At 72.4% G+C, this 15,966-nt stretch carries 16 protein-coding genes; 11 read left to right on the top strand and 5 right to left on the bottom strand.

Annotated elements, in window-relative coordinates; translation table 11 throughout:
- The coding region (locus LIU39_RS19870; protein WP_227048115.1) for a biotin/lipoyl-containing protein at positions 1-816 on the top strand (816 nt) is incomplete at its 5' end.
- Positions 817-896: 80 nt separating this feature from the next.
- Here LIU39_RS19870 and LIU39_RS19865 read toward each other — a convergent pair.
- Positions 897-2,081: an alpha/beta hydrolase gene (locus LIU39_RS19865; RefSeq protein ID WP_227048114.1), complete on the bottom strand. Its 1,185-nt coding sequence runs from the start codon at positions 2,079-2,081 to the stop codon at positions 897-899.
- Positions 2,082-2,395: 314 nt separating this feature from the next.
- Between LIU39_RS19865 and LIU39_RS19860 the strand changes: the two genes are divergently transcribed.
- Complete coding sequence (locus LIU39_RS19860; RefSeq protein ID WP_227048113.1) at positions 2,396-3,022, top strand: TetR/AcrR family transcriptional regulator; 627 nt, start codon at positions 2,396-2,398, stop codon at positions 3,020-3,022.
- A 53-nt stretch (positions 3,023-3,075) separates the two neighbouring features.
- Here LIU39_RS19860 and LIU39_RS19855 read toward each other — a convergent pair whose 3' ends face one another.
- Positions 3,076-4,017 carry a DeoR/GlpR family DNA-binding transcription regulator gene (locus LIU39_RS19855; protein ID WP_372463978.1) on the bottom strand — a complete coding sequence of 314 codons (942 nt, stop codon included), beginning with the start codon at positions 4,015-4,017 and terminating at the stop codon, positions 3,076-3,078.
- A 191-nt stretch (positions 4,018-4,208) separates the two neighbouring features.
- Positions 4,209-5,654 carry an NAD(P)H-quinone dehydrogenase gene (locus LIU39_RS19850; RefSeq protein WP_227048111.1) on the bottom strand — a complete coding sequence of 482 codons (1,446 nt, stop codon included), beginning with the start codon at positions 5,652-5,654 and terminating at the stop codon, positions 4,209-4,211.
- A 111-nt stretch (positions 5,655-5,765) separates the two neighbouring features.
- Between LIU39_RS19850 and LIU39_RS19845 the strand changes: the two genes are divergently transcribed.
- The 3 genes from LIU39_RS19845 to LIU39_RS19835 all read left to right on the top strand — a co-directional run bounded on the left by LIU39_RS19845 (position 5,766) and on the right by LIU39_RS19835 (position 9,024).
- Positions 5,766-6,203, top strand: a complete 438-nt coding sequence (locus LIU39_RS19845) for a gamma-glutamylcyclotransferase family protein (protein ID WP_227048110.1) — start codon at positions 5,766-5,768, stop codon at positions 6,201-6,203.
- A 185-nt stretch (positions 6,204-6,388) separates the two neighbouring features.
- A complete protein-coding gene (locus LIU39_RS19840) occupies positions 6,389-7,210 on the top strand; it encodes a purine-nucleoside phosphorylase (RefSeq protein WP_227048109.1) in 822 nt (273 codons plus the stop codon).
- A gap of 131 nt (positions 7,211-7,341) precedes the next feature.
- On the top strand, positions 7,342-9,024 hold the full coding sequence (locus LIU39_RS19835) for a phospho-sugar mutase (protein ID WP_227048108.1): 1,683 nt from the start codon (positions 7,342-7,344) through the stop codon (positions 9,022-9,024).
- 175 nt (positions 9,025-9,199) lie between these two features.
- Here the strand turns inward: LIU39_RS19835 and LIU39_RS19830 are convergent, their stop codons facing one another.
- On the bottom strand, positions 9,200-9,820 hold the full coding sequence (locus tag LIU39_RS19830) for a PH domain-containing protein (protein ID WP_227048107.1): 621 nt from the start codon (positions 9,818-9,820) through the stop codon (positions 9,200-9,202).
- A gap of 191 nt (positions 9,821-10,011) precedes the next feature.
- Between LIU39_RS19830 and deoC the strand changes: the two genes are divergently transcribed.
- From deoC to LIU39_RS19810, 4 genes are all read left to right on the top strand, one after another.
- On the top strand, positions 10,012-11,007 hold the full coding sequence (deoC, locus tag LIU39_RS19825) for a deoxyribose-phosphate aldolase (protein ID WP_227048123.1): 996 nt from the start codon (positions 10,012-10,014) through the stop codon (positions 11,005-11,007).
- 25 nt (positions 11,008-11,032) lie between these two features.
- On the top strand, positions 11,033-12,463 hold the full coding sequence (locus LIU39_RS19820; RefSeq protein WP_227048106.1) for an aldehyde dehydrogenase family protein: 1,431 nt from the start codon (positions 11,033-11,035) through the stop codon (positions 12,461-12,463).
- Entirely contained in the window at positions 12,456-13,316 is an 861-nt protein-coding gene (locus LIU39_RS19815) for an aldehyde dehydrogenase family protein (protein ID WP_227048105.1), read from the top strand. Before LIU39_RS19820 ends, LIU39_RS19815 begins: the two co-directional genes overlap by 8 nt.
- Before the next feature lie 451 nt (positions 13,317-13,767).
- A complete protein-coding gene (locus LIU39_RS19810; protein WP_227048104.1) occupies positions 13,768-14,013 on the top strand; it encodes a hypothetical protein in 246 nt (81 codons plus the stop codon).
- Positions 14,014-14,080: 67 nt separating this feature from the next.
- Here LIU39_RS19810 and LIU39_RS19805 read toward each other — a convergent pair whose 3' ends face one another.
- Positions 14,081-14,473 carry a hypothetical protein gene (locus LIU39_RS19805; protein WP_227048103.1) on the bottom strand — a complete coding sequence of 131 codons (393 nt, stop codon included), beginning with the start codon at positions 14,471-14,473 and terminating at the stop codon, positions 14,081-14,083.
- Between the two features lie 172 nt (positions 14,474-14,645).
- Between LIU39_RS19805 and LIU39_RS19800 the strand changes: the two genes are divergently transcribed.
- Entirely contained in the window at positions 14,646-15,329 is a 684-nt protein-coding gene (locus LIU39_RS19800; protein ID WP_227048102.1) for a uridine kinase family protein, read from the top strand.
- A 71-nt stretch (positions 15,330-15,400) separates the two neighbouring features.
- Positions 15,401-15,886 (top strand): OsmC family protein, encoded by a 486-nt coding sequence (locus LIU39_RS19795; protein ID WP_227048101.1) that lies wholly within the window; start codon positions 15,401-15,403, stop codon positions 15,884-15,886.
- Positions 15,887-15,966 lie beyond the last annotated feature (80 nt).

The following is a 15,966-nucleotide window of genomic DNA, read 5'->3' as shown; positions in this document are numbered from 1 at the left end:
GAACTCGGCTACGACGACCCGCCCCTGCGCGGCCACTCCTTCGAATTCCGCATCAACGGCGAAGACCCCGGCCGCGGCTTCCTGCCCGCCCCCGGCACCGTCACCCGCTTCGACGGCCCCACCGGCCTCGGCGTCCGCCTCGACGCCGGCGTGGAATCCGGCAGCGTCATCGGCCCCGCCTGGGACTCCCTCCTGGCCAAACTGATCATCACCGGCGCCACCCGCCAACAAGCCCTCCAGCGCGCCGCCCGCGCACTGGACGAATTCACCGTCGAAGGCATGGCCACCGCCCTCCCCTTCCACCGCACCGTGGTCAAGGACCCCGCCTTCGCCCCCGAACTGACCGGATCCCACGCCCCGTTCACCGTCCACACCCGCTGGATCGAAACGGAGTTCGCCAACGACCTCCCGGCATTCACCGCAACCGGCACCGACGAGACCGAAGCCGACGCCCGCGAAACCGTCGTCGTCGAGGTCGGCGGCAAACGCCTGGAAGTCTCACTGCCCTCCTCACTCGGCATGCCGCTGGCCCGCGCCGCCGTCGCCGGAGGCGCCAAGCCCAAGCGCAAGGCCGCCAAGAAGTCCGGCTCCGCCACCTCCGGCGACGCACTCGCCTCCCCCATGCAGGGCACCATCGTCAAAATCGCCGTCGAGGAAGGCCAGACCGTCGCCGAAGGCGACCTCGTCGTCGTCCTCGAAGCCATGAAAATGGAACAGCCCCTCAACGCCCACCGCGCCGGCACCATCAAGGGCCTCACCGCCGAAGTCGGCGCCGCCCTCACCTCCGGCGCCATCATCTGCGAAATCAAGGACTGACACCGCGACACCCACCACCGCGAGGGCCCCGGCACGGAAATGCCGGGGCCCTCGCGCGTACGGGCGCCCCGGGAGGCCGCCTACGACTCCCCCACCACGTCCTCCGGGAACGTCAGCCGGCCGCTCATCCACCGCAGCGCGGCGGGCAGTTCGCGCCGCCAGGTGTCGAAGTTGTGGCTGCCGTGGGCGAGGACGACGGATTCGGCCTGCATCGGCGGGCGGACCGCGGACAGGAATTCCCTCGCCGCCGGGTAGTTCTTCTCGCCGGAGCGGCTGGTGCCGATCAGGACGGACACCTGCGGTACGGGCAGGTGACGCAGCCGCCAGACCAGGTCGTGCTCCTGGCGCCGGCGGCCCCGGTCCTTGCCGCCGCCGAACAGGTCACCCGTGGTGGGATCGTTGGCGACCTTGTAGTCGGGCGAGAGGGCGGCGGCCGCGGGATACGTACGGGGGTGGCGCAGGGCCAGCTGGAGGGCGCAGCTGCCGCCCGACGAGTAGCCGAGCAGGCCCCACGCGCCCGGGTCGTGGCCGACGCGGTAGTGCTCCTTCAGGGCGTCCGGCACGTCATCGGCGAAGAACGTCTCGGCCTGCGGCCCGCCCGGCACGTCCACGCACTGGGTGTCACGCGGCGGCGCGACGGTGGGCCGCAGCATCACGATGACGGTCGGCTGCATCCGGCCCGCGCGGATCAGCCCGCCGGCGGTCTGCGGCAGCCGCAGGTGCTGGCCCAGCAGGTAGACGCCGCCGGGGTAGCCGCTGAGCGCCACCATGACGGGGAACCGCTGGCGGGCGTACGCGGCCTGGAAGTACTGCGGCGGCAGGTAGACGTACGCCGGGTTCACGACCCGGGTCCGCTTGCCGACGATCCGTACGGACTCGACCTTGCCGTTCGTCGCGGGCGGCCCCTGCGGCAGTCCGTGCACCTTGTCCAGGCCGTCCGGTCCCGCCGTCTGCACCAGGCCCTTCGACGGGTCACCGGCCGGCCCCGCCCCGCCGTCCCCGCCCCATTTGCCGACCGCCGCGGGGGCGTCGTCGTAGAGGCCGAGCAGGTCGTGCCAGGAGCCGTAGAACTGGAAGTTGGCGTTGACGGCGAGGCCGAGTGCGGCGACGAGGGCGAGCTGGGTGGCGGCGATCGACGCCAGGCGGCCCAGCAACGCCAGTGGCCGGCGCCCGGCGAACCGCGGCCACAGCCGGACGCTCAGCCCCACACAGACCACGGCGGCCGCGACGGCGGCGTACAACAGCGATCGGCTGGTCAGCCCCATGACGTCTTCCTCAGATGTCCCGTGTCCGTGGACGCCCGCGGGTGCGGACGGGCACGGCCCGTGCCTGCGGTCCCCGGGCACGGCGGCCTGTGCGGCTTCGGCCCGGAAGACCTCTTTGCGCCAGGTTTGATGGCTCTTGGCACGGCGGCGTTGCGCCCTGCCGAGGTGTTCGGCCACCCGCCGCCGGGGCGTCACCGCCGGTTCGGCCCCGGTACGCCGCCCGTCAACCCGCCGCCGGCGGGACGGCCATCCCCCGGGGCAGTGGCATCCTGGAGCCACCGGGCCGGGACCGGCCGGGGTGAGGAAGGACGGCGATGGCGACCGAGACGGCAGGGCGGCGGACCGCGGGACAGGACGCGGCGGCGCGGACGGCGCGCCCGATGCGGGCCGATGCGCGGCGCAACTACGAGCGGCTGCTGACCGAGGCCCGTACCGCCTTCATCGAGCACGGCACGGACACCTCGCTGGAGGACATCGCCCGCCGCGCCGGTGTCGGCATCGGCACCCTGTACCGGCACTTCCCGCACCGTACGTCACTGATGGGCGCGGTGTTCCAGAGCGAGGTGGACGCGCTGCTCGCGCACGCCAGGGAGCTGGCCGACGCGCCGCAGCCGTGCCGTGCGCTGGTCGACTGGCTGCGCGCGATCATCGACCACGCCAGCACCTACCGCGGTCTGTCCCGCGCGCTGATGGCCGCTTCGGCTGACGACAGTTCGGGGATGGCGCGGTGCAGCGTGCCGATGCGCGAGGCGGGCGGCGCGCTGCTGGCCCGCGCGCAGCAGGCCGGAGCGGTGCGCCCGGACGTGAACATCGGGGATCTGATGCAGCTGACCAACGGCATCGCGCTGGCCGTCGAGGAGTCGCCGGACGACCCGAAGCTGGCCGACCGGCTGCTGACCCTCACCCTGAGCGGCCTCAAGGCCGACCGCCAGGAGCCGTAGCGGGACACCGCCGCGGGGGCCGGGACGCAGTCCGCCCCGGCCCCCGCGGCGGCTCAGCGGCGCCGGGGAGCCAGGTCCGCGACCCTGCTCTGCGCCTCGCTCAGGGACGCCGAGCGCAGCGGTGACGCGGGGGCGCCGCCCGGCGGATGGTTGCGCCGCTGCCCCGGCAGCGGCACCTCCCGCCGGGGGCTCCTGCGCTCCCCCGCGAGGCCGTCGGACCCCGGATGCACCACACCCTTTCCGGCGCCGCCGCTGCCGGCGACGGCGATCTGCACGCCTTGATCGGCGAGGGCCTGCAACTCCGTTGCCGCGCGGTCGTCGTGGGCCGGCGGCTCGTCCGTGACCAGGCGGGTGATCACCTCCGTCGGCACGGTCTGGAACATCGTGTCGGCACCGAGCTTGGTGTGATCCGCGAGCACCACCACCTCCCCCGCCGCCTGCACGAGCGCCCGGTCGACGCTCGCGGAGAGCATGTTGGACGTGGACAGGCCGCGCTCGGCGGTCAGTCCGCTGCCCGAGAGGAAGGCGCGGGACACCCGCAGTCCCTGGAGCGACTGTTCGGCACCGCTGCCGACCAGGGCGTAATTGGATCCGCGCAGGGTGCCGCCGGTCATCACGACCTCGACGCGGTTGGCATGGGCCAACGCCTGTGCGACCAGAAGGGAGTTGGTGACCACGGTCAGCCCCGGCACCCGCGCGAGCCGCCGGGCCAGCTCCTGGGTGGTGGTCCCGGCGCCGACGACGATGGCCTCGCCTTCCTGGACGAAGCCTGCGGCGAGGTCGGCGATGGCCGTCTTCTCCGCGGTCGATAGATGGGATTTCTGCGGCAGGCCGGACTCACGGGTGAACCCACCCGGCAGGACCGCACCGCCGTGCCGGCGGTCGAGGAGTCCTTCTGCCTCCAGCGCGCGTACGTCCCGGCGTACGGTCACTTCTGAGGTCTGGACGACACGGGCGAGCTCCCGGAGCGACACCGCTCCGTTCGCGCGCACCATTTCAAGGATCAATTGGCGACGTTCTGCAGCGAACACGAAACTGACAGTAATGCCAACGACCGTCTGTTTTCAGCAGGTTGCACCAATTAACGGAAATTGTTCACGCCGCGAACGACAAAGTGGTATGGGCCGAGCTTATGCGGAACCGACACCCGTCACCCGGCACGTGCGAGCCGCTCAGCCGCCCGCTCCTACTCGCTCGCCGTCTTACGTGTGTGCAGCTGGCGGGCGACCTCGGCGATCGAGCCGGACAGCGACGGGTACACGGTGAACGCACTCGCGATCTGCTCGACGGTCAGGTTGTTGTCGACCGCGATCGAGATCGGGTGAATCAGCTCGCTGGCCCGCGGCGAGACCACCACACCGCCGACGACGATGCCGGTGCCGGGACGGCAGAACAGCTTCACGAACCCGTCGCGGATGCCCTGCATCTTGGCGCGCGGGTTGCGCAGCAGCGGCAGCTTCACGACCCGGGCGTCGATCTTGCCGTTGTCGACGTCGGCCTGGGAGTAGCCGACGGTGGCGATCTCGGGGTCGGTGAAGACGTTCGCCGAGACCGTCTTGAGGTTCAGCGGCGTGACCGCGTCGCCCAGGAAGTGGTACATCCCGATCCGGCCCTGCATCGCGGCGACGGAGGCCAGCGCGAAGACGCCCGTGCAGTCGCCCGCCGCGTACACGCCGGGAGCGGTGGTGCGGGAGACCTTGTCGGTCCAGATGTGGCCGGACTCCTTGAGCTGGACGCCGGCCTCTTCCAGGCCGATGCCCTCGGTGTTGGGGATGGAGCCGACGGCGACCAGGCAGTGCGATCCGGAAATCGTCCGGCCGTCGGCCAGCGTCACCTCGACGCGGTCGCCGACCCGCTTGACCGCGGCGGCGCGCGAGCGGGCCATGACGTTCATCCCGCGGCGCCGGAAGACGTCCTCCAGGACGGCGGCGGCGTCCGGGTCCTCGCCCGGCAGCACCCGGTCACGCGAGGAGACGAGGGTGACCCGCGAGCCGAGCGCCTGGTAGGCACCGGCGAACTCGGCGCCGGTGACACCGGAGCCGACCACGATCAGCTCGTCGGGCAGCTCGTCCAGGTCGTAGACCTGCGTCCAGGTCAGGATCCGCTCGCCGTCCGGCAGCGCGTCCGGGATCTCGCGGGGGTGCGCGCCGGTGGCGATCAGCACCGCGTCCGCGGTCAGCGTCTCCTCGGAGCCGTCGGCCGCGGTGACCGTGACCCGCCGCGAACCGTCCGGCGACTGACCGGGCTCCAGCCGGCCGCGCCCCCGCATCACCCGGCCGCCGGCCCGCGTCACCGAAGCCGTGATGTCGTGCGACTGCGCCAGTGCCAGCCGCTTGACCCGTCGGTTCACCTTGCCGAGATCGACGCCGACCACCCGTGCGGGCCGCTCGGGATCCGGCGTGCCGTCCTCGACGATGATGCCGAGTTCCTCGTACGACGAATCGAAGGTCGTCATCACCTCGGCCGTCGCGATAAGAGTCTTCGACGGAACGCAGTCGGTCAGCACCGACGCCCCGCCCAGACCGTCGCAGTCGACGACGGTCACCTCCGCGCCGAGAGAGGCGCCCACCAGGGCCGCCTCGTATCCGCCGGGTCCGCCACCGATGATCACGATCCGAGTCACATACTCCATTGTCCCGCACGCCACCGCGCGCTTCCCGGCGGGGGGCCGGGCGCGGCACATACCCCGGTACGAACCCCCGTTACCACGAGCCGGACCCTCCGCTCCCGTACCCTCGGGACCATGTCGCTCTACGCCGCGTACGCCGGCAACCTCGACGCGCGGCTGATGTCCCGCCGCGCACCGCACTCGCCGCTGCGCGGCACCGGCTGGCTCAACGGCTGGCGGCTCACTTTCGGCGGCGAACAGATGGGCTGGGAAGGCGCGCTGGCGACCATCGTCGAGGCCCCCCGCTCCCAGCTCTTCGTGGCGCTCTACGACATCGCGCCGATGGACGAGGACTCCATGGACCGCTGGGAAGGCGTGGGCCTGGACATCTACCGCCGGATGCGGGTCCGCGTACACACCCTCGACGGCGACGAAGCCGCCTGGATCTACGTACTCAACGGCTACGAAGGCGGCCTCCCCTCGGCCCGCTACCTGGGCGAAATCGCCGACGCCGCCGAATCCGCAGGCGCCCCCCACGACTACGTCATGGAACTCCGCAAACGCCCTTGCTGAGCCCCGTCCCACCGCTGCACCAGCCACCTCGTCCCGGCCCGCCGGAGGCCGAGGCCCGAAGGGCGAGGTGCGGGGGCGGGGCCACGGCCCACCGCCTCCCTGGTCGGAACCCGCAAACGCGCCATTCCCACCCCGTATCCAGCACCATCTACGCGCGTAGGAGATTTCCCGCTACCCTCGTCCGCGTGAACGCATCTGTTACTTCGGACATCGCCCGCGACCCGCAGGGCGCCGCCGCCGACGCCGCCGCCCGCCTGCGCGACCTCACCGGCGCGGAGACCCACGACGTCGCCCTCGTCATGGGCTCCGGCTGGGCCCCCGCCGCCGAGGCCCTGGGCGCGCCCGAGCACGAGTTCCCGGTCACCGAGCTGCCCGGCTTCCCGCCCCCGGCCGTCGAAGGCCACGGCGGCAAGATCCGCTCGTACCGGATCGGCGAGAAGCGCGCGCTGGTCTTCCTGGGCCGTACCCACTACTACGAGGGCCGCGGTGTCGCCGCCGTCGCGCACGGCGTACGGACCGCCGTCGCCGCCGGCTGCAAGACCGTCGTGCTCACCAACGGGTGCGGCGGCCTGCGTGAGGGCATGCGCCCCGGCCAGCCGGTGCTCATCAGCGACCACATCAACCTCACCGCCACCTCCCCGATCGCCGGCGCGCACTTCGTCGACCTGACGGACCTGTACTCGCCGCGGCTGCGCGCGCTGTGCAAGGAGGTCGACGCGAGCCTGGAGGAGGGCGTCTACGTCCAGCTCCCCGGCCCGCACTACGAAACCCCCGCCGAGATCAAGATGATCCGCACCCTGGGCGGCGATCTGGTCGGCATGTCCACGGTGCTCGAAGCCATCGCCGCGCGCGAGGCCGGCGCCGAGGTGCTGGGCCTTTCCCTGGTCACGAACCTCGCCGCGGGCATGACCGGCGAGCCGCTCAACCACGAAGAGGTGCTCCAGGCCGGCCGCGACTCCGCGACCCGGATGGGCAGCCTGCTCGCCCAGGTGCTCGGCAAGCTCTGAGCCACGGGCCGCACGGCGGGCGGCGGGCGGCGCCGGGGGTGCGCGCCCGCGTCCGCCCCGCCCCCGGGCGGACGACAGGACTTCACGGACGCCCCCAGCGCCCCACCCGCATCCACCGTCAGGAGCATCACGTGGCTACCGATCCCGCGGAGCTGACCCGTCGCGCCCAGGCATGGCTGGCCGAGGACCCCGACCCGGAGACCCGGGACGAGCTGTCCCGGCTGATCGACGCGGGCGACCACACCGAGCTGGCCGCCCGCTTCGCCGGCACCCTCCAGTTCGGCACCGCAGGGCTGCGCGGTGAGCTGGGCGCGGGGCCGATGCGGATGAACCGCGCGGTGGTCATCCGCGCGGCGGCCGGGCTCGCCGCGTACCTGAAGGCCAAGGGCGACGGCGCGGGCCTCGTCGTCGTCGGCTACGACGCGCGCCACAAGAGCGCCGACTTCGCGCGCGACACGGCCGCCGTGATGGTCGGCGCCGGGCTGCGCGCCGCGGTACTGCCCCGTCCGCTGCCCACGCCCGTGCTCGCGTTCGCGATCAGGCACCTGGGTGCGGTGGCCGGCGTCGAGGTCACCGCAAGCCACAACCCGCCGCGCGACAACGGCTACAAGGTCTATCTCGGCGACGGCTCGCAGATCGTGCCGCCCGCCGACGGCGAGATCGCCGCCGAGATCGCAGCGGTGCGCTCACTGACCGACGTGCCGCGCCCCGAGGCCGGCTGGGAGACGCTCGGCGAGGACGTCCTGGCGGCGTACCTGGCGCGTACGGACGCGGTGCTGACCCCGGGCTCGCCGCGGGACACCCGGATCGTCTACACGCCGATGCACGGCGTCGGCCGGGACACCCTGCTGGCCGCCTTCGCCCGCGCCGGTTTCCCGGCCCCGAAGGTCGTCGCCGAACAGGCCGATCCCGACCCGGAGTTCCCGACCGTGGCCTTCCCCAACCCGGAGGAGCCCGGCGCGATGGACCTCGCGTTCGCCACCGCCCGCGCGGCCGGCCCCGGGAGTGTCGACATCGTCGTCGCCAACGACCCCGACGCGGACCGCTGCGCCGTCGCCGTACCGGCACCCGGCACCGACGACGGCTGGCGGATGCTGCGCGGCGACGAGGTCGGCGCGCTGCTCGCCGCGCACCTCGTCAGCAAGCGGGCCTCCGGCACCTTCGCCACCACCATCGTGTCGTCGTCGCTGCTGTCCCGGATCGCAGCCGCCTCCTCGCTCCCCTACGAGGAAACCCTGACCGGCTTCAAGTGGCTGGCCCGGGTGGACGGCCTGCGCTATGCATTCGAGGAGGCGCTGGGCTACTGCGTCGACCCGGAGGGCGTACGGGACAAGGACGGCATCACCGCCGCGCTGCTGATCACCGAACTGGCCGCCGAACTGAAGCAGTCGGGCCGCACCCTGACGGATCTGCTGGACGACCTCGCGGTGGAGTACGGCCTGCACGCGACCGACCAGCTGTCGGTGCGGGTCGAGGACCTGTCGCTGATCGCCGACGCCATGCGCCGGCTGCGCGAGGCGCCGCCCGCATCGCTGGCCGGCCTGTCCGTGCGCAGCGCCGAGGACCTGTCGCAGGGCACCGACGTGCTGCCGCCGACCGACGGGCTGCGGTATCACCTGGCCGGCTCGGCGGAGTCCGGCGTGGAGGCGGGCCGGGTGGTGGTCCGCCCGAGCGGCACCGAGCCGAAGATCAAGTGCTACCTGGAGATCGTGGTCCAGGTCGCCTCGGCTGCCGCCCTCCCGGAGGCCAGGAAGCAGGCCGCGGCGGCACTGACGGCCGTCAAGGCCGACCTGTCGGCGGCAGCCGGCATCTGACGGCACCCGGCGGCCGGCGGTCACAGGACGTCGGCCACCACAGGTCAGCCACCACAGAACGACAAGCGGGCCCCGTCGACGGGGCCCGCTTCTCTTCGCCTCGGGACGGCCGGCCCCGTAGGGCAACCCCGTAGGGAATCCGCGCCGCGGTATGGGACGCCCGCCCCCACCGCCCCTACACCGCCAGCATCACGATCAGCCCCACCGCGCCCACCACACACGGACCGATGAACCCGTAGGCCCACCGCACCACCGGCGCGCCCTTGGCGCTCTCGCGGTGCGCGGCGCGTTCCTTGATCTCGCGGAGTTCGTCCATCGTCTGGTCGGCCATCGCGCGCGGCACAGGACCGGCGTCGACGCGCGGTCCGAAGCGGCGGGGTGCGGCGCCGCGGGCGGCCTGCTTGCCGACCTTCTTGCGCTGCCGCAGTGAGACCGGCACCGCCCACAGCTGGTACTTGCCGTCGGCCGTGAACACCTCGCTGGTGAACGATGCCCGCAGGTCCTCCACCGCGCCCCAGGGCAGCGTGATCGTCCGGAACGGGTTGCGCACCAGCAGCCGGTCATCGCCCGCCTTCACCAGCGGCCGCAGCGTGTAGGCGGCCACCAGCGGCACGCCGAGCAGCAGGGCGAAGGCCGCCGTCAGCTTGGTGTGCGCGACGCCGCGCAGCAGCGCGTCGCCGCCGAGCCAGAGTCCGAGCAGGAGCAGCAGCACGCCGCCGACGAGGGCCGCCGGTGAGCGGTAGGTGCGCTCGGCGTATTTCTGCTGCGGCGTGGTGGAGGATTCCGGGCTCGTCATGCTGCCGATTCTGCCTGACCGTCCGGATGCCGGACATTGCGTTACGGCATCATTCGGGCACCGCGGCGGCGCCCGGCGCCCCCGTACGGGAGGGTGTCCCGGCCCCGCCGCCCGCCCGCGCGGGGACCGGATTCGGCCCACCGCGGGGGATGACAGGGCGCTACGCGCGTAGATATGCTCCCCTCGTGACCATGCCCATCACTGTTCCCGCATACGGCAAGGAAGCCGCGGGGCGTCTGGCGTCGATGGCGGACGTGACCGCCGACGACGGCGCGCTGCGCCGCTTCCTCCACGGCCTCCCCGGTGTCGACGCGGTCGGCCTCGAAGCCCGCGCCGCGACCCTCGGTACCCGCTCGATCAAGACCACGGCGAAGGCGTACGCCATCGACCTCGCCGTCTCGATGATCGACCTGACGACGCTCGAAGGAGCCGACACCCCCGGCAAGGTGCGGGCGCTGTGCGCCAAGGGCATCAACCCGGACCCCACCGACCGCACCGCCCCGAAGGTCGCGGCGATCTGCGTCTACCCCGACATGGTCGCGACGGCCAAGGAGGCGCTGGGCGACAGCGGCATCCACGTCGCGTCGGTCGCCACCGCGTTCCCCGCGGGGCGGGTCGCACTGCCGGTGAAGCTCGCCGACACCCGTGACGCGGTCGCGGCGGGCGCCGACGAGATCGACATGGTCATCGACCGCGGCGCCTTCCTCTCCGGCCGCTACCTCGCGGTCTTCGAGGAGATCAAGGCCGTCAAGGAGGCGTGCGCACGCCCCGACGGCAGTGCCGCGCACCTCAAGGTCATCTTCGAGACCGGCGAACTCCAGACGTACGACAACGTCCGCCGGGTCTCCTGGCTCGCGATGCTCGCGGGCGCCGACTTCATCAAGACGTCGACCGGCAAGGTCGCCGTCAACGCCACACCTCCGGTCACCCTCCTGATGCTGGAGGCGGTCCGCGACTTCCACGCGGCCACCGGCGTCCAGGTCGGCGTGAAGCCGGCCGGAGGCATCCGTACGACCAAGGACGCGATCAAGTACCTGGTCATGGTCAACGAAACGCTGGGCGCGCGCTGGCTGACCGCCGACTGGTTCCGCTTCGGCGCCTCCAGCCTGCTCAACGACCTGCTGATGCAGCGCCAGAAGCTCAGCACCGGCCGGTACTCCGGCCCCGACTACGTCACGGTGGACTGAGGCACCCATGACCTTCGATGGATCCATGACCTTCGATTACGCACCCGCCCCCGAGTCCCGCTCGGTCGTCGACATCGCGCCGTCCTACGGCCTGTTCATCGACGGCGAGTTCGCGCCGGGCGCCGACGGCAAGGTCTTCAAGACCGTCTCCCCGTCGTCCGAGGAAGTCCTTTCCGAGGTCGCCCAGGCAGGCGCCGACGACGTCGACCGCGCCGTGCGGGCCGCCCGCAAGGCGTTCGAGAAGTGGTCCGCGCTGCCGGGCGCCGAGCGGGCCAAGTACCTCTTCCGGATCGCCCGGATCATCCAGGAGCGCTCGCGCGAGCTGGCCGTCCTGGAGTCGCTGGACAACGGCAAGCCGATCCGCGAATCGCGCGACGCGGACCTCCCGCAGGTCGCCGCGCACTTCTTCTACTACGCGGGCTGGGCCGACAAGCTCGGCCACGCCGGCTTCGGCCCCGACCCCCGGCCGCTGGGCGTCGCGGGTCAGGTCATCCCCTGGAACTTCCCACTCCTCATGCTCGCGTGGAAGGTCGCGCCGGCGCTGGCGACGGGCAACACCGTCGTCCTCAAGCCCGCCGAGACCACCCCGCTCTCCGCGCTGTTCTTCGCGGACATCTGCCGCCAGGCGGGCCTGCCCAAGGGCGTCGTCAACATCCTTACGGGCGACGGCTCCACGGGCGCCGCGCTGGTGGCCCACCCTGACGTCGCCAAGGTCGCCTTCACCGGTTCCACCGAGGTCGGCAAGGCCATCGCCCGCACGGTCGCGGGCACCGACAAGAAGGTGACGCTCGAACTGGGCGGCAAGGCGGCGAACATCGTCTTCGACGACGCCCCCGTCGACCAGGCCGTCGAGGGCATCGTCAACGGCATCTTCTTCAACCAGGGACACGTCTGCTGCGCGGGCTCCCGGCTGCTGGTCCAGGAATCGGTCGCCGATGAGGTCCTCGACGCACTCAAGCGCCGGATGCAGACGCTGCGGGTCGGCGACCCGCTGGACAAGAACACCGACATCGGCGCCATCAACTCCGCCGAGCAGCTGGCCCGGATCACGGCGCTGGTCGAGGCGGGCGAGGCCGAGGGCGCCGAGCGCTGGGCGCCGGACTGCGCACTCCCGGGCTCCGGCTACTGGTTCGCGCCGACCCTCTTCACCGGCGTCACCCAGGCGCACCGCATCGCCCGCGAAGAGATCTTCGGCCCGGTCCTGTCCGTGCTGACCTTCCGCACGCCGGAAGAGGCGGTCGCCAAGGCCAACAACACCCCCTACGGCCTCTCCGCCGGTATCTGGACGGAGAAGGGCTCCCGGATGCTGTGGATGGCGAGCAAGCTGCGGGCCGGCGTCATCTGGTCCAACACGTTCAACAAGTTCGACCCGACGTCGCCGTTCGGCGGCTACAAGGAGTCGGGCCACGGCCGCGAGGGCGGCCGGCACGGTCTGGAGGCGTACCTGAATGTCTGACCGACTCTCCGTCTTCAAGACCTACAAGCTGTACGTCGGGGGCAAGTTCCCCCGGTCCGAGAGCGGGCGGGTGTACGAGGTGACCGACTCCAAGGGCAACTGGCTCGCCAACGCGCCGCTGTCCTCCCGCAAGGACGCGCGGGACGCCGTCGTCGCGGCCCGCAAGGCGTTCGGCGGCTGGTCGGGCGCCACGGCGTACAACCGCGGCCAGATCCTCTACCGCGTCGCCGAGATGCTGGAGGGCCGCCGCGAGCAGTTCACGGCGGAGGTGGCCGCCGCCGAGGGGCTGTCGAAGCCGAAGGCGGCGGCGCAGGTCGAGGCCGCGGTTGACCGCTGGGTCTGGTACGCGGGCTGGTCCGACAAGGCCGCCCAGATCGCCGGCTCGGCGAACCCGGTCGCCGGCCCGTACTTCAACCTCTCCTCGCCCGAACCGACCGGCGTGGTCGCGGTCCTGGCCCCGCAGGACTCGTCCTTCCTGGGCCTGGTCTCGGTGATCGCCCCGGCCGTCGTCACCGGCAACACCGTGGTCGTCACGGCGTCGGAGAACTCCCCGCTCCCGGCTCTGTCGCTGGGCGAGGTGCTGGCCACGTCCGACCTGCCCGGCGGCGTCGTCAACGTCCTCTCCGGCCGTACGGCCGAGATCGCGGCTCCGCTCGCCGCCCATCAGGACGTCAACGCCATCGACCTGACGGGCGCGGACGCCGAGTTGGCGAAGGACCTTGAGGTCGCCGCGGCCGACAACCTCAAGCGCGTGCTGCGGCCCGGCCCGGTGGACTGGACCGCCGACCCCGGCACCGGCCGTCTCCTCTCCTTCCTGGAGACGAAGACGGTCTGGCACCCCATGGGTGTCTGAGCCCGTTCCGGCGGCAGCTGACCCACTGTGCGGGGCCTCACCTTGTGGTGGGGCCCCGCACGGGTTTGCGAGTTCTTGACTACCACCGGTCAAGAACGTGAGAGACCACCGGATCGGGGGAGATCCGTGGCGGACCAATTCACCGCTGCCCAGGACGCCTTGCACACGTTCGCCAGGTCTTCGGACGAGCGGGCGGAGAAACTGCGCGCGCTGCGCAGCAGTCTCGGCGCGCACAAGGTGGCCCGCGAGGCGTTCGGCAAGCTGCCGGAAGCGGACGGGATCAGCAAGGACTACGAGGAGCGCCAGGAGGACGTGGGCAGCGCACTCGGGGCGGTCGCCAGGCCGCTGGGGGCGGTGAGCAACAACCGCCTCGTCAGCGGGCTGGCACAGCATCGCGGGCCGTTTTCTCGTCGACCTGACCAACGCCGGTGGCACGCCCCGGCGTCAGGCGATGACCGACCGCCGGCTGATCCTGCTGGTGGACCGCAACACCAGCTGGCGGAACACCACTCCGCAGTGGGATCTGGGGGTGGCGGTGCCGCGTACGGACATCGCCCGGGTGACCGCGCATCCGAAGGCCGTCGGCGGCCGTGGCCGGTTCGACGTCGGGTTCACCGACGGTTCATGGATCGCCCTGGGCAGCGCGGTACGCAAGCACATGGAGGCGTTCGTCGCCGCCTGCCACCAAGGAGCCTGAGCCGGACGGGACATGACCGTGCCGCACCGGGCCGTACGTCTCTCACGCACGGCCGGGGCGGCCGCCCTCACCCCGGCAGGATCCGGGTGACCTTGCCGACCAGCGGGAGGTCCTTGAGGGCGCCGCCCCGGGAGAGGGTGCCGGTGAGGAGTTCGGTGCCGACCGGCTTGAAGTCGGCGACCTGGGTGCCGACGCCGTTGGTCAGCGGGTCGACCGGGGTCTTGGCCAGCGGATTCAGCTGAAGGTTCCTGACCGGGTTGACGGCGCCCCCCAGGGAGGTCGTCAGCGCGCCGGACAGCGCCGAAGCGGTGGCGTTGGTGTCGGCCGACGACACCGGGACCACCTCGGCGTGTGCCGTGCCGCCTGCCGCGAGCGCGGCACCCGCAGCGGAGACCGTGAGCCCGGCGCGCAGGAGCGAACGCGGGATGCGGCTGGGCTTGGGACGTGCGTGCGAGGCCATGTACTGCCACCTGCCTGTGAGATTGAGAGTTCCCCCGGGGCGGTCCCTGCTACGGGGAGCGGAGCCCGTCCGGGTAATCGGTCGACTGCACAGAGTAGTTGAGCCGGAGTGTGCGATCCAGCGCGTGCACGAGGGATGGCCCGGACGGCTCCATGCGCGACAATGGGTGCCCGTGAGCCTCCAGTCCCCCGCCCGGCCGCCCGCCGCCCGCGTCGTCCTGCTGACCGGCCCGTCCGGCTCCGGCAAGTCGTCCCTCGCCGCCCGCACCGGCCTCCCCGTGCTCAACCTCGACGACTTCTACAAGGAGGCCACGGACCCGGGCCTGCCACAGCTGCCGGACGGCGGCGGCGCGGACTGGGACTCGCCGCTCTCCTGGGACGCGGGCGCCGCCACCGACGCCATCGACGCGCTGTGCCACGGCGGGCGCAGCACGGTGCCGGTGTACGACATCGCGGCCAGCGCCCGGGTCGGCGCGTCGGTCCTGGAGACCGGCGGGGCGCCGCTGTTCATCGCGGAGGGCATCTTCGCGGCCGACGTCATCACGCACTGCCGGGACGCCGGGCTGCTGGCCGACGCGCTGTGCCTGTGCGGCAGCCCCGTCACGACCTTCCGCCGCCGGCTGCTGCGCGATCTGCGCGAGGGTCGCAAGCCGGCGCCGTACCTGGTCCGTCGTGGCCTGCGCCTGCTGCGCGCCGAACGGTCCGTGGTGGCCCGGCAGTCCGCCCTCGGCGCGCATCCCTGTGCCGGCCCCGAGGCACTGGCCCGGATATCCGCGGCCCGGACGGCAAAACCGGTGGCGGCGGGTGCCGCCTCCACGGTGCCCAGCTGCGGCGGCGAACCGGGGGCGGCCCCGTAGGCTCCTGAGTTCCGGTGCCCCGGTCCCGGCGGACGGGGCGGGAGCGCGAGGACGACGAGGGGACGCAGACCATGCCGAGGACCGCACAGCACGCCTACCGCACGCACGTCGCCTGGACCGGCAACACCGGTTCGGGCACCGGCACCTACCGCGCGTACGGCCGCGACCACGAAGTGACCGCCGAAGGCCCGCCGCCGCTGCCCGGCACCGCCGACCCCGCCTTCCGTGGCACCACGGACCGCTGGAACCCCGAACAGCTGCTGCTCGCCTCGCTCGCCCAGTGCCACATGCTGAGCTATCTCGCGCTGTGCGCGCTGGGCGGCGTGGTGGTCACGGCGTACGAGGACACGGCGGACGGCACGATGACGGAGGACGGCGCCGGCGGGGGCAGGTTCACCGAAGTGGTGCTGCGGCCGCGGGTCGAGGTGGCGTCGGCACAGATGCGGGAGCGGGCACTCGCGCTGCACGGCACGGCGCACGAGAAGTGCTTCATCGCGAACTCGGTCAGCTTCCCGGTACTGCACGAGCCGGTGGTGACGGCGCCGCAGGAGTCCTGAACGTCCCGTCCTGCGACGAGGGCAGGACGGACGCAGGGACAGTCATGCAGAAGCGGGTCCGGACAGCCCCCCGGCTGCCG

The organism is Streptomyces pinistramenti (assembly GCF_020564935.1).
GTDB lineage: Bacteria > Actinomycetota > Actinomycetes > Streptomycetales > Streptomycetaceae > Streptomyces > Streptomyces pinistramenti.
Note: the sequence above shows the minus strand (reverse complement) of the source record. Positions and strands in the feature narration are given on the sequence as shown.